The following is a 14467-nucleotide window of genomic DNA, read 5'->3' as shown; positions in this document are numbered from 1 at the left end:
TAATGTATTAATTTTAATATTGTCGACATTATTTTGTAGATATTATATATGATAAAATATCTTAGAATAAATATCATAAAAGATAATATGTTTGTCAATAGTATTTTAAATAAGCACTATTGATTTCAATTCAAATTAATTTAAAATGGCAATTAATTTAAATCATCAATGTAATATACAATTTATTAGAAAATAATGAGTATGGATTAATGATTGGCTAAAAAATGGTTACAATAAAGGTGTAATAAAATGTGTGGTATAATTGGATACATCGGGTTTAGAAATGCTTCAGAAATACTATTAGAAGGTTTGAAAAGATTGGAATATAGGGGATATGATAGTTGCGGTATTGGAATTATAAACCCTGCAGATTCTAACAATATTTTAGTTAAAAAAGATATAGGTAAGGTTAAAGAAGTTTCAGAATCTGAAAATTTTGAAGAATTCTGCGCAAATACAGGGATAGGGCATAGTAGATGGGCAACCCATGGAGGAATTACTAAAGAAAATTCGCACCCTCATACTGACTGTAAAAATGAAATTTGTGTTGTTCATAATGGAATTATCTCTAATTACAAAGATTTAAAATCTAAACTAATAAAAAAAGACCATATTTTTAAATCTGAAACCGATACGGAAGTTATACCTCATTTAATAGAAGAAGAATTAAAGGAATTAAAGAGATTAACCGGATTAAAAAAAGATGCCCTTGATAATATATATTCAAAAGAAGAATACATCAATTGTGTAAAAAAAGCATTTGAGAAAATTGAAGGAACCTACGCAGTTGTTATAATCAATAAAAATTTCCCTGACACTTTGATTGGAATTAGAAACGAAAGTCCCATGGTTGTCGGATTTGGAAAAGATGATTTAGAATATTTTATTGGTAGCGATGTTTCAGCATTTTTAAAATACACAAATCAAGCTCTACCTTTAGAAGATGGGGATATGATAATTGTTAATAAAAATAATACAGAACATAATTGTTACAACTTTGAAATCTTTAATTTAAAAAATAATTGTGTAAAAACAGATATTTCAAAAAATATATTAAATTTAGACTGGGATATTGAAAATGCTGAGAAAAAAGGCTATGAACATTTTATGTTAAAAGAAATAATGGAAGAGCCAGAAATTATTAAAAATTCTATGAAAATATCTCAGGAAGAAATTCAAAAACTTTCGAATTTAATAGATGATTGTGATAAAATATACATCATAGCAATGGGTACTTCATTGCATGCAGGAATGATTGCAGAATATTGGTTTTCAAAGTTAGGGAAACTTGTAATTCCTTGCGATTCATCCGAATTTTTAATAAAAGGTATTATAGATGAAAAAACTTTAGTTGTAGGAATCACTCAAAGCGGTGAAACATATGATACCATAAAAGCGATTAAATACGCTAAGAGTAAAGGTGCTAAAACTGCTTCATTAGTTAATGTTATAGGAAGTACTGCGACAAGAGAATCTGACGTAACAATTATGATAGGCTCAGGTCTAGAGATATCAGTATGTGCCACTAAAACGTTTATGTCTCAATTAGTAATTCTTTACAGGTTATTTATAGAATATGGTAAACTAGCAAATAAGGATATGGGCATATACGAACAGGAATTACAAAAAATACCAGAATACATCTCAAAAACTATAGAAAATAAAGAAGTAATAAAAAGAATTTCTGAAAATTTAACTGCTTCAAATTACTTATTTATATCTAAAGGTATTAATTTAGCAAATGCGTATGAAGGAGCATTAAAATTCAAAGAAATAACTTATTTACATGCAGAAGGTATGAGTAGTGGATTTTTGAAACATGGTACGATATCTTTAATAGATGAAAATATGGATACATTAGCATTAATTCCACCTACAAAATCGCCGTTGTTAAATTCAGTACTCGCAAATGTGGAAGAAATAAAAGCCCGAGGCGGTAAAGTAATAGCAGTGGGTCCTAAAAAAGTAGATATAGAAACTGATACATTGATTGAAGTTCCAGATTTAATCGAAGAAGTAAGTCCTTTTGTTTACGCACCTGCTTGCCAACTTTTAGCTTATTATAAAGCCCTAGCAATGGGTAGGGATGTAGATAAACCTCGAGGTCTTGCAAAAAGTGTAACTGTAGAATAATATGAGTTATTTGTAAATAATAAATATAAAAAACTTAATAAATATTAATTTAATATATAATATTTAATATTTTTACCATTTAATTTAATCTATTAATTAGTAATAACCGTAACCTTTATATACTTAATAATTTACTTTATTATTATATTTAATATATCCATGGGGGTATGGTGTAGTCTGGTCTATCATCGGGGACTCCAAGTGCCTATACGGGCTTGGACCGAAACCCGATGCAGGAGATATCCCTGGACCTGGGTTCAAATCCCAGTACTCCCACTTTTTTTACAAAGTTCGTTTATTACTTAATATTTTCTTTTGATAGATTACTATGGTATCGAATAATTAATTATATATATTGTCATATGTCATAAATATATACAGAGTTATGTAAACTATCTACAATAAATATAAATAATATTGAAATAAATGTTTTATATATACTATAAAGTATTTTAAATTAAATACTATGAGGCATAGATGATTACTCCAACAAACGGGTGATGAGCATGTTAATGAAAAAGTTAAAATCAACAAAAGGGCAAATTTCAATGGAAGTAGGTATTTTAATTGCTGCGGCAGTTGCTGTAGCGGCAGTTGCTGTAGCAGCAGTTGCAGGATATTTCTACTTAACAAACGTAAAGAACGTATCTGGTGATGTAGGTACTACAGCCACAGGTATTATCGATGAATTCTCAGAAGCAGCAGATAATGCAAGTAAAACTAATTCAACTCCTTAATTACTAAATAATATTTTTAATTTTTTTATTTTATTCCATGGTTGTGAAATTATGAGAATTATTGGATTAACTGATTTACATAATCGTATTATAAACTTTTCAAAAATTTTAAAGTTAAAACCCGACTTAATATTAATTTCTGGAGATATAGTTAAAACTAACGATTATAGGATTTTAAACGTATTGAAAGAAGTAAATAAAAAAAGTCCCATATTTACGATTTGTGGTAATTGGGATTGTCAAATCACCTCTAAACTTATGACGGACTATGGCATAAATATAGATGGAAGATTAGTTAATTTTAAGGGCGTAAACGTTATTGGATTAGGTGGTAGTACATACACCCCATTTAATACACCCAATGAATACTCCGAAGAACAAATATACTCTAATTTTTTAAATACATTGCATAAAAATAAGCTTAACAATTTAAAAATAAATAATTTCGAAAATTTAAAAAATAATTTTATATTGCTTTCACATATGCCTCCAAAATATACGATGGCGGATTTAACGGAAGTAGGTTATCTTGGAAGTTCCAGTATACGAAAAATTATTGAAGAATACCAGCCATTCCTATGCGCTTGTGGACATATCCATCAAAATAAAGTTATTGATAAAATAGGGAACACATTAATAGTTAATCCATCATATAGTGGCTTTTACATATACGATACAATTTCAAAAGATTTAGAATTGTATGATTTATATTAATTAAGTAAAAATTCATTATTTTGTTTTTAATTTAATTTTTAAGTTATTTTTAACTTATTTTTTAGAAGGTTTTTTTATTCATTTTTTAAATTATTTGACTAAATTGAATAGATATAAAAAATAGTAACCCCTATATTAATATCGTAAAGTATTTAGTGGTGTTTTCATGGAATATTTATCAAATATGCAAAAAGCAATCGACGAAATATTAAGACATAAAAACGATAATATTATCGTTTATACGCACATTGATACAGATGGACTTAATTCACGTGTTGTATTAGAAGAAACCTTATCTAGGCAGGGTATTTTTCCAGAATATAGGTTTTTAAGGCAAATTGATTATGGAACCATAGGTGATATTCCTTTTGGAGATTATGATTTAGTCATATTTGCAGATTTAGGAAGTGGTCAAATCGATATGATTGATGCTCAAATAAAATCTATGAACATAAAACCTCCAAAAATAGTGATTTTTGACCATCACATGTGCCAATTTAAAAAAATGCCCGAATATATAACGAATGTTAATCCCTCACAAGATGGATTAAATGGCAGTATAGAACTTTGTGGCGCTGGAGTCTGTTACTTATTTGCACGTAAATTAAACGATAATAATAAAGATTTGTCCAAATATGCACTACTAGGTGCCATAGGTGACGTACAAAATTTAAATGGTAAATTAGAAGGATTAAATAGAAAAATAATATTAAAAGATGCTTTGGATTTAAATTTGGTGTCTAACTCACCAGATTTACAATTCTATGGAAAACACACACGACCACTATTTACTTCAATAAAATATTTTACAGATGTAAGAACCGATTTAACAGATAACGACTCTAGGATTATAAATTTTATAAACCATGTTAATAAAAAATATGATTCAGAAATAACAAATACAAATTATATGTACAAATTAACTGAATCGCAGAAAAGAGCTGTTGGTTCTGAATTTTTTAAAAAATGTGTAAGATATGTACCCAAAGAATGGATACAATATTTGCCAAAAGTAATATTTGGGGAGAGCTATGAACTTTTAAACCACGAGCCAGGTACTAGCTTTAGAAGTTTAGAAGAATATTCGACATGTATAAATGCCTGCTCTCGTTATAATGAATATGAAGTACCCCTTGAAATTTTAAAAGGCAATATGAACTATGAATCTAAAATGAATAAGATGTTAAAAAAACACAAGCGAAATCTTGCAAAATCAATGGATACTATCAAAAATGATATAGAAGTAGTTCAAAAGGATAAATTCCAGTATTTTGAGGTATCCAATAATGAAATAAAGGGTAATATAGTAGGTATAATTGCGGGTATGTCTTATTCTATAGAAAAAGTAGATTGGAAAAAGCCAATTTTCGCGATATCTGAACTTGATGAAGGTTATAAGATATCTGCAAGATGTCCTAAGTTACTATCCTTTGCTGAAGATATTAATTTAGCAAAAGCAATAAATTATGCCTCTGAAAAAGTAGGTGGTACTGGAGGAGGTCACAAATTTGCTTGTGGGGCATATATACCCGATAAAAAAGATTTTGTCAAATATTTGGTTGAAAAAGTATAATAAACAATAAACATATATATTTAAAAATTCATTCTATTTTAATTAAAATATTTTATTTGTATTTTTAATTAAATTATCAATTTTATAGATATTAGAGTATAAATTAAAAGGGATATTATGAAAAAAAGATTTGGTAGTGTATTAAATATATCCAGAAAAGTTTCTGAAACACGTGGTTCTTCAAGAAAATGGGAAAAAGAAGATAAAAAGCCAGTGAGTAAAAAAGGAGAATATAAAAAAAATAATAAATTTGAAAAAAATAATGAATCAAATTCAAAAAGTAATCTTTTTGATTTAGAAGATTATGTCAATAAAGGCAAAAAGAATGAAAATCCAAAAAATAAAGGCAAAAACCCCCCTAAATTTAAAGGTAAAAATCCAGATAAAAATGGGAATGGCAAAAATAATACAAATATTAGGAATACAAAGAGAGAAGGTAAAAATAAAATCCCTATCGATAATAGAAATGTAGAGCCAAGAGAGTCATTACAGAAAAAATTAAACTTAAAAACTAATTTAGAAAGTTGGTATCCTGAATTTTACTACAAACAAGATGCAAAATTTGCATCACCTCATGAGTTAAGTATACTATCTAAGCTTACTAATATAGATTTTAAGGACAATGTTGTCATATTAGAGCGATTAAGTGGTATGGACTATAGAAAAAGGGTAATATACGGTAAAAAACAGCTTGGGATTTTAGAATATGATTTAAAAGAATTAAGCTGGCAATTTGTACCTAATCCAGAGTACTATATGTATCTGAACAAGTATGATATTGAGTTAAAACCAAGTAAAATGAGATTGAAAGGTAAATGGATAAAAGAAGAATATTTGGTGGAAGATGAAGATAATTTAAAAGCCTATAATACCATTGTAAATGCTCCTGAAAATGATTTAGACGCTCAAATCAAAGATGTTGGCGTAAAGATGGGCAATTTTGCAGGTCATGGTGTTACGTCGGGCGATAGGATAAAATTGAAAGATTTATCAAAAATATCTGATTTTGAAGAAGAAAAATTAAGCGAATATCTTGAAAAACGTTCAAAATATGTTGAAATATTAAAAAATAATTCTTTGAAAATATTAAAACATATGATTGAAAAATATAAGAAAAAAGGATACGTTATAAATGCCTCATTCAGTGGTGGAAAAGATAGTTCAGTGTCTACACTATTAGCTAAAGAAGTAATGCCCGATATAGAGGTAGTTTCAATAGATACGGGTTTAGAATATCCTGAAACTATAGAATATATTAAAAAATTCTCAAAGAAATATGATTTAAATATGGATATAGTTGATGGAGACAACTTCTGGGAGGACATATTAAGAAATGGTGTACCTACAAAAGATAATCGTTGGTGCAATAGCTCTTGTAAGTTAAATCCATTGAGAAGTTACTTAAAAAAGAAGTATCCTGGTAAAAAAGTATTAACTATAGATGGCTCTAGACAATTTGAAAGCTTTACTCGTTCAAATCTAGACTACGAGAGAAACAGTAGTTTTATAGACTTCCAAACTACCACATTTCCAATTTTAGATTGGAATGCTTTGGATATTTGGACATATATCTATAAAAATGACATACCGTACAACCCACTTTATGATGAAGGATTCGAGAGAATAGGTTGTTATTTATGTCCTTCCGCATTAAACAGCGAGTTCAACAGAGTTAAAGAATTACATCCTGATTACTACAAACGTTGGAGTAAATATTTGTCCAGAAGATATAATAAAGATGAAATAGACCGTGGATTTTGGAGATGGGATGAATTACCACCTAAAATGAAAGAATTAAAAAAAGAAATGGATAATTAAATTAAATGAATACTTAGCATTTTAATATATTAATAACTTAATTTTTATTTTTTACTTTTGTATTTTTAAGTTTTACTTTTTTATTTAATTTTTATAAGTTTGTAAGTTTACAAAATTCTAATTTTAAACTGGTATTGTAGCTTTTAATAAACTGTTTGTTACCATTTCAGTTACTACTGCCACTATGGATGATATCCATACCATAGTACTAAAGTGAAGTAGTGAAACTTGGTAATGTCCACCGTCCATTAATTTTATAAGGTATGACGAACATAACGCGTATATTATTAAAGTTCCGTACATCATGTACGAAATAAATCCAAAGTCTGAAGGTGCTACTACGTGTACCATACTTAGCATCGTATCTGGGATATCTAAGCTAGAGTATAATCCATTAACCATTGAAGCAACCCCGTAAGATGCAAACAAAGTTAACGCCATACCGCCTGAAAGACCATACATAACTCCTGCAAACTGATTTACGTTCTGATATTTAGAACGTCTTAATCGTAAAATTTTACGGAAGTTTTTACCTATAATATGGGATGCTTGACCTGAGTTACCACCCAAGTAGGTACATCTCTCGTACATCTCAGAAAAGAGCTGTATCAAGTAACTACAGGTATCGTGCCCAAAGTATTTCCAAGATTTTTGACCATTTATTCTTATAGATAATCTTCTATGTAATGCAACCAAATCCTTAGTAAGGGGTCCAAAGTCGTTAGTACACAAATAACCTAAAGACTCTAGCGTACCTCCACCTTTTGCACTTACAGAATCGCCCAAAGACCTTAAAAAGTCGGGAAAGTTGTTTTCTTTACGAATAACCAATGATTCTTCACGTTGTGCCATATAACCGCCCAACATTAACGGAGTCATAGCTATTGAAAATATCAATTCATAAGGTATTTTTAATAGCTGCGGTGCTTCATAAATATACTTTCCCCAGAAAAGTACGATTGAAGCCAATATTGTTAAACCTACTGAAATTATGAGCCATTTTCTTAATTTTCTATCTATAGCAGTCGGTTTTTCACCAGTATGCCACAATCTATCATAAGGTAACTTATTTTTTATACTATATATTAAAATTACCTCGATTATCATAAATATGAAAATTGCAACAGTAACCATTGTCACGAAATCATAAGGTAACAAAAACGGTGCAATAATTGCAAATGTTACAAAGAACGATACTGAAGTTATAGCACTCACATACATCTCTTTAAAGTTATCTAGGGAGTATAGTGCTCTTTCATAAAACCCTGCATATTCGTCCATTACGATATCTTGCTCTCCTGCTAAAAATTCTTTTAACTCCTGACCGCTATCAATAGAATAAGCCATTCTATCTAAAAAATCACCAAATTGACTACTTGGAGTCCTATTTGCTAAAAATCTACAGGATTCCGCCAATGATTGATTCCATCGTTTAACTAACACGTAAATTTTACGGGACTCCTCTGCAAGTTGACCCAATTCTTCTTTTTCTACAGAAAGTAATTCTAAAAGTGCTTTATTATCTAAATCAGTTATGGATAATACTCCAAATTTAGTAATGTACACGTGCAATCTTTCGTTTATTTTTTGCTTCTGGGAATCTAGTTCGATGTAGGGATACCCTAAAGCCCCGCCCAAAAGAAGTAGGGGTAATGCTAAAACCAAAAGCCTTGTAATTCCATCAAAATATATGAAGCCCAAAACTACCATAAATAATGAGGCCAATACTGCAGGAAGTACAAATTTTAAGAAATAATCCTTTGGCTTTAATCCTACTCTTGGTAGTATATCTAAAATCATTTAACCACCTTATATTGGGAAAGGTAATCCCTCCAATCCATTTTCATAAAATTTCCAAATTATATCTAATACATCGTGATAATCGTAAATTTCTCTTGCAATCATCTCTTCGAGAATTCTAACCCTAAGGTTTAATTCGTCGTAAATTTCTCTTGGGTCTTCATAACCTGCCACAGTTGCAATTTTATCTTCTAAAATGTAACTGTTGTTTAAACCAGTGAAGTTGTGAATGTCTTTTTGAGGGTCCCATTCAAAAACACCTCTGGTGATAACACCATCAACTTCTTTATAGTAACCCTCTATCTCTTCGACGGCTACAACTCGCCTTAAAAATCTACCTCTTGTATAAACAGCCAACTGGAATAATGCAATATTCAAGTTGTCCATAAATGTCTGAGGGATGTTAATAGGGTCACCAGTAAGCCTTTGAATCATTTTCCTTACATTAGCTGCGTGGAAAGTAGATAGTACGGGGTGACCTGTTTGCATAGCTTGGAAAGCAACTGCTCCTTCTACGGACCTAATTTCACCCACAATAATGTAATTCGGCCTTGACCTTAGTGCAGCTCTTAACAAGTCAAATAAAGTAACCCTACTTTCTTCAGGACCTCTTTCCCTTGTAAGCAATTGCTGCCATACTGGGTTAGGGGGTTTAACCTCTGCAGTATCCTCACAGGAAAATACTTTAGATTTAGGTTTTATAAATGGCATTATGGCATTTAATGTTGTAGTTTTACCCGAAGCTGTTTCGCCACATACAAAAATACTCATACCGTATTCGAGACATAACCATAAGTAGGCTGCAATCTCTGGAGACATAGTACCCCAGCTGATAATTTGAGTTATACTTGTAGGAGTATCTGAGAATTTCCTTATTGTAAAAGAAGGACCTTTTAAAGAAACATCATTTGAGTATAAGATGTTAATCCTTGAACCGTCAGGCATTGAACCATCCACGATTGGCGTAGCGTCAGATACTGGCCTACCCATCCTTTCACACAAATTTTTTAAGTAATTTGACATATCTCCATCGTCTTCCCATACGATGTTTGTAGGTAACATATCGAAAGTTTTGTGAACAAGTTGAGTATTTTTTGGACCGATAACGTGAATATCCTCAATTGTAGGGTCTCTTTTAATAGGTTCTAAGTTACCAATACCAATTAAATCCCGTCTTAAAAGATAAACAAATTTATCCCTTTGAACTTTTGTTATTGCAATTGAATTTGAATTTGTTAATTTGTTCATCAATCCTAATTTAGATTTTTTATTAGGATTATTTGCATTTTTATTAACTTTCGTTACAGTGTCAAAAATATCAATTAAAACTTTTGAAAATTCGTCGTCACTTTCAGGAATTTCACTATAAGGTGCATATTCTAAAATTTTATCCAAAATTTCAAAATACTTTGCTCTTTCTGTAGCCGTATCTAGCTTAGGCTCTATTGCAATATATCTTGTTCTTTGATTAGGTGAGCCATAAACGTGGATAAATAAGGGGTCACCGATTGGATAAATAACATTTGGATATTTAATACTTTTTAAATCGCCCAATCCTCCAATATCCGTAATATAATCTGGGACTTTCATGTATGTTTTCTTAAATCTCTCAACGTATCTTTTTAAATGGGGGTTTTTCCTTTGTGCAGTGTTAAAATCATCAGCCATTATCTCACCTACTTATTATGCCACTGAGGATATCTCTACTGCAATTCCAAGTCCTGGGTCAACTCTAAATACCATTACTTTTTGGAATGGTCCTGCAGCCATATTATATTTTACTATTTTGGCAGAATTTTTAAGATTGCCACCGAAAGAGAATGTTTCGGTTTTTATAACCATTGTAGCAGCAGTTCTTAACATCGTTACTACTTGGTCAGAAAGTTCTTTTGGATTTATCGTATATACGATAATCTTATTCATTGACGCTATTCTCTTTAAAAAAGACATTAAATCGCCTACTTGGACTTCACTTGCGTCATTAGATATTAATGTAGAAAGACAATCAAAAATAATAATATCTTTTTCATAAAATGCTCTTGTAGTCATTGATTTTTTTATAAAATCATCCTTTTGAGTATTATCTGAAATTAAAGGATAAACAGGAATATATAATAAATTACCATTTAATAATTTCTTATTTATCATATATTTCAAAGAAGTCATTTGTTTAACAAATTCTGTGGTGGTCGATTGTGTGGAAATATAGGATAATGAATATGAATTTTGTAAAAAGCCGTAGCTAAGCCTTTGGGAAAGTATAGATTTACCAGAAGATTCCTCACCTTCAATATGGATAATACTACCATAAGGGATACCTCCCCCAAAACGCTTATGAACATCGTCTCTTTCAAGCTCTATTTTAGCATATTTCATTATGACCACCGATATGTGTAAATTTTAATAAAAATAATTTTCTAATTCATAAACATAATAAACATTAAATGTTGAACATTTCAATATAATAACAAAATGAATATTATTTATCAGTATGAAACTGATAATAATTAATAATTGTATTGTAAAGTATAAATTTAATTTAAACTATTTCTCCGGTAAAAGTTCTTGCAATACCTTCACTAGTTACAACTTTAAATCTATGGTAACCACTTGTGTTGTAGGTTATGTGTAACTTACCAACTTTAGAGCTACCCAGCACTCTAACAGAGCTATCGCCTTCAACATAAGTATTGGATATTTCCACAGGATTTCCATCAACCAATACACTTATAACTTCTTTATCGAAAGTTATAGGAGATTTACCCGTATTTTTTAGATATATCATTGTAGTATCTGTTGCATTCTTGAGAACATATCCTGGGTCATTTATTATTTCAAAATCCTTCGTAAGTTGAGACGAAAGAGCGTCACCCCTTTGTTCTAACCCCAATGAAATTTTATGAGTGCTCGTTGCAAGAATTCCAGATACTGCTGCAGTGATTATCAAAACACTAACAAATAAAATGATTTCTGAAAATACATTCGAAGCCATATAATCACCTTTGACAGCAGTCAAACAAAATAATTATTTTTTAATTTATATTTAATCAAATATTTGAGTAGGTATAAATTTTTATAAATCTTATATTTTCTAATTTCTTGACATATACAAATCTATAATATTAATATATATTTGTTTGTATGACCACAATCAAATTATTTAATACTGTTGTATATTACAATTTATAATAGTATTTATTCCCATATTCGGAAATTAAGGAAATTCTACAAGGTGTCGATCCATTTATTGATATTTGAACCGTATCCATTGGTGCTACATAACTTTGATTTGCAATATAGGCTTTAGGCGTCCCATTGTACATAACAGTCCAATGTTCACAACTTAACGTTTCCGTGCCATTGTTGGACAGTTTCAAAACTATATCATCACCTAATTTTGTTATTTCAACAAGTTCTAAATTTTCATTCATCTTACCCTGCAAACTTTCTGCATGCTGAGAATAAGCATTTGTAAATTTAGAGGATACAACATCCACTGAACTGTAAAGATATACAGAACAGATCAGTAGTGTTGTTAGTATCAAAACCGACCCTACAGTAGAACTAAATCCCATAGTATTGCTCTGCTCCTTTCTTAATTCTTCTAATTTCCCATTCTAATTTATCTAATGCTTCAGAAGATACTTTTTTACCATTTAATCTTTCGATAAATAATAAAGATACTAAGTGGTCAGCAATAGTTAATTTTCCTACTGATGTTTCAATTTCGTCGTCATCTAATCCGATTCCTTTTGAGAATTTTAATAATTTAGCGATAGCTTTATCTGAAACCCATCCTAAATTGTAGTAGAATTCTAAAACATCTGGAACGTTTGAATGACCTACTCTTTCACATAAGTACTCCAACCATTTAAATACAAAGATTGAGGAGTATGAGTCTTCAGGGATTGTTTCTAATTTTGCAGGTTTGTGGCTTTCAAGCAAGATTGACGATAATGTAGCAGTGTTCATATAATTCACTCCATTAATTCCTATTATTTTTTAATAATTATACAGTTTATAAGATATAATCAAATATATTACAATGTTTGTAATTCATTCGCCCATTTTTTGATTCTTGTAATTTCTCTTTCCATTTCTTCAAGTTCATCCATTGAAATTGGTCTTCCAGCCAATTTTTCAATGTAGAGTAAAGAAACTACGTGATCCTCAGGGGTCATTGATTTACTTGCTTTCCACTCCATATCTTCGTGGAAATATTTCATATTTTTTGAGATTTTCAATAATTTATTTACTGATTTACCAGATATCCATTTTAATGTATAGTAGTAGTCTAAAACATCTACTAAGTTATTTGTACCAACTCTGCTGATTAAAAATTCTAACCATTTGAATATAAGCATTGTTGACAATGTATCTTCTGGCAATTCGTGAAGTCTAGTATTTTCATTGATTTTAGCAATTTCTGACTCCATATTTTTTACCTCCACATAATCCATAGGAATTTTAACTTCGTTTTCAAGACCTGTAGTTCTATCTAATTCTTTAGTAGGCTCAGGTAAGGATTCGATTTTTGCTGAATTATTTATTACTACATCACTATTGTAATTTTCAGAATTAATTGTATCAACTTCTGTATCAACTTCGGGATTTTCAATTAATTCTATTTCAGGAATTAATTCTTCTTCATAAATTGGCAATTCGTCGTCAGTATCAATTTCAGAAATTTCTATTTCATCTATTTCTTCAATTTTTTGAACAGGCTCCAAAGTTTTTGGGCTTTCTAATACCTTCGGAGATTCGACAGCTAAATCCAATTCATCTAAATTATCAATTTCCTTTTTAATATCATCCGAAACCTTTGTTGCAGATGATACAGTTGCTACTTTCATCAGTGCATCTAGTTTATGACTTAAATCATTTATTTTATTAGTTAATTCAGCAGCTTTTTTATCTTCTGGTTTCTTACCGAAGTAAAGGTCTGAAACTCTATTTACGATTTTATTTAATTGATTTCGGGTCAAATTTCTGTTTTTTAAATTATTTTTCAATAATTCTACAATAAATGATGGAATCTTATGTCTTAATTCATCGAGATAGTCTTCCATTTCACTTTCTGTCATATACTCTTCTTCAAGAGAAGCGTAATCCATATCTACTTTACCAATCATCGGAATCCTCTCCTAATATCGCTTTGGAGAATTCTTCTTCTGCGAGTATTTCATTAATTACTCCATCTAAGTCAATATCATGTTCTTGTAAGTATACATTTGCAAGAATTACTACATCATTTTGTAACTCTTCAACTCTTTTTTTAAGATTCGTAGATTCATGTTCAATTTTTTCCACTTTTTCCATACTGGTTGCAGTAACTTTGGAAATTCCAATAAATGGATTTATTTGATTTGAAACCACTTCATAGAGAGCCATCATGTCTTGAAAATTCTCGTTTATGTTATGAATGTCACTTCTAAGATTTTCATTTTCTTTTCTTAGGTTGGTGACCATCATTTCAATCTTCGGAAACTTGGATTCAAGTTCACCCATTTTGGCAAGAAGTTCTTCATTTGCAGCTACTAAATCATTATCTGATTCGGCTGTGGTTTCCTCATCTAATACGAAGCTGAATTCGTCTTCAGAATCATCTTCAAGAGGTGTAGTATCATTCTTCTTGCCCAATTTGATCTTCTGTTTTATATCATCGATTATTTCAGAGATATTGGGCATACTA

General features: G+C 30.2%; 13 protein-coding genes and 1 tRNA gene. 6 read left to right on the top strand and 8 right to left on the bottom strand.

Going from position 1 to position 14467, the window contains the following annotated elements; all coding sequences use genetic code 11:
* The first annotated feature begins 249 nt into the window (after window positions 1–249).
* From glmS to M2325_RS00445, 6 genes are all read left to right on the top strand, one after another.
* A complete protein-coding gene (glmS, locus tag M2325_RS00470) occupies window positions 250–2133 on the top strand; it encodes a glutamine--fructose-6-phosphate transaminase (isomerizing) (protein ID WP_259050525.1) in 1884 nt (627 codons plus the stop codon).
* A 161-nt stretch (window positions 2134–2294) separates the two neighbouring features.
* Window positions 2295–2409: transfer RNA gene (locus M2325_RS00465), tRNA-Trp, on the top strand.
* A gap of 230 nt (window positions 2410–2639) precedes the next feature.
* The gene (locus M2325_RS00460; RefSeq protein WP_259050523.1) at window positions 2640–2870 is read left to right on the top strand and encodes a hypothetical protein; all 231 of its coding nucleotides are present in this window, start codon (window positions 2640–2642) and stop codon (window positions 2868–2870) included.
* A 51-nt stretch (window positions 2871–2921) separates the two neighbouring features.
* Entirely contained in the window at window positions 2922–3584 is a 663-nt protein-coding gene (locus tag M2325_RS00455; protein ID WP_209631661.1) for a metallophosphoesterase family protein, read from the top strand.
* Between the two features lie 166 nt (window positions 3585–3750).
* Window positions 3751–5157 (top strand): single-stranded-DNA-specific exonuclease RecJ, encoded by a 1407-nt coding sequence (gene recJ, locus M2325_RS00450; protein ID WP_209631662.1) that lies wholly within the window; start codon window positions 3751–3753, stop codon window positions 5155–5157.
* Window positions 5158–5274: 117 nt separating this feature from the next.
* The gene (locus M2325_RS00445; protein WP_310572584.1) at window positions 5275–6975 is read left to right on the top strand and encodes a phosphoadenosine phosphosulfate reductase domain-containing protein; all 1701 of its coding nucleotides are present in this window, start codon (window positions 5275–5277) and stop codon (window positions 6973–6975) included.
* A 123-nt stretch (window positions 6976–7098) separates the two neighbouring features.
* Here the strand turns inward: M2325_RS00445 and arlJ are convergent, their stop codons facing one another.
* The 8 genes from arlJ to M2325_RS00405 all read right to left on the bottom strand — a co-directional run bounded on the left by arlJ (window position 7099) and on the right by M2325_RS00405 (window position 14463).
* Window positions 7099–8775 carry an archaellar assembly protein ArlJ/FlaJ gene (gene arlJ, locus M2325_RS00440; protein ID WP_209590071.1) on the bottom strand — a complete coding sequence of 559 codons (1677 nt, stop codon included), beginning with the start codon at window positions 8773–8775 and terminating at the stop codon, window positions 7099–7101.
* 9 nt (window positions 8776–8784) lie between these two features.
* The gene (flaI, locus tag M2325_RS00435) at window positions 8785–10443 is read right to left on the bottom strand and encodes an archaellum flagellar ATPase motor FlaI (RefSeq protein ID WP_209590070.1); all 1659 of its coding nucleotides are present in this window, start codon (window positions 10441–10443) and stop codon (window positions 8785–8787) included.
* A gap of 15 nt (window positions 10444–10458) precedes the next feature.
* A complete protein-coding gene (gene arlH, locus M2325_RS00430; RefSeq protein WP_209590069.1) occupies window positions 10459–11151 on the bottom strand; it encodes an archaellum protein ArlH in 693 nt (230 codons plus the stop codon).
* Between the two features lie 163 nt (window positions 11152–11314).
* Window positions 11315–11767 carry a flagellin gene (locus M2325_RS00425; protein WP_209590068.1) on the bottom strand — a complete coding sequence of 151 codons (453 nt, stop codon included), beginning with the start codon at window positions 11765–11767 and terminating at the stop codon, window positions 11315–11317.
* Between the two features lie 184 nt (window positions 11768–11951).
* Window positions 11952–12320, bottom strand: coding sequence for a flagellar protein F (locus M2325_RS00420; RefSeq protein ID WP_245314066.1), 369 nt, complete (start codon window positions 12318–12320; stop codon window positions 11952–11954).
* A gap of 19 nt (window positions 12321–12339) precedes the next feature.
* Window positions 12340–12747, bottom strand: coding sequence for a FlaD/FlaE family flagellar protein (locus M2325_RS00415; RefSeq protein WP_209590066.1), 408 nt, complete (start codon window positions 12745–12747; stop codon window positions 12340–12342).
* Between the two features lie 68 nt (window positions 12748–12815).
* Complete coding sequence (locus M2325_RS00410) at window positions 12816–13907, bottom strand: FlaD/FlaE family flagellar protein (RefSeq protein WP_209631664.1); 1092 nt, start codon at window positions 13905–13907, stop codon at window positions 12816–12818.
* Complete coding sequence (locus tag M2325_RS00405) at window positions 13897–14463, bottom strand: flagella accessory protein C (RefSeq protein ID WP_209590064.1); 567 nt, start codon at window positions 14461–14463, stop codon at window positions 13897–13899. Before M2325_RS00405 ends, M2325_RS00410 begins: the two co-directional genes overlap by 11 nt.
* Window positions 14464–14467: the final 4 nt, after the last annotated feature.

The sequence above is a fragment of the Methanococcus voltae PS genome (assembly GCF_024807035.1).
GTDB lineage: Archaea > AGJL01 > Methanococci > Methanococcales > Methanococcaceae > Methanococcus > Methanococcus voltae.
Note: the sequence above shows the minus strand (reverse complement) of the source record. Positions and strands in the feature narration are given on the sequence as shown.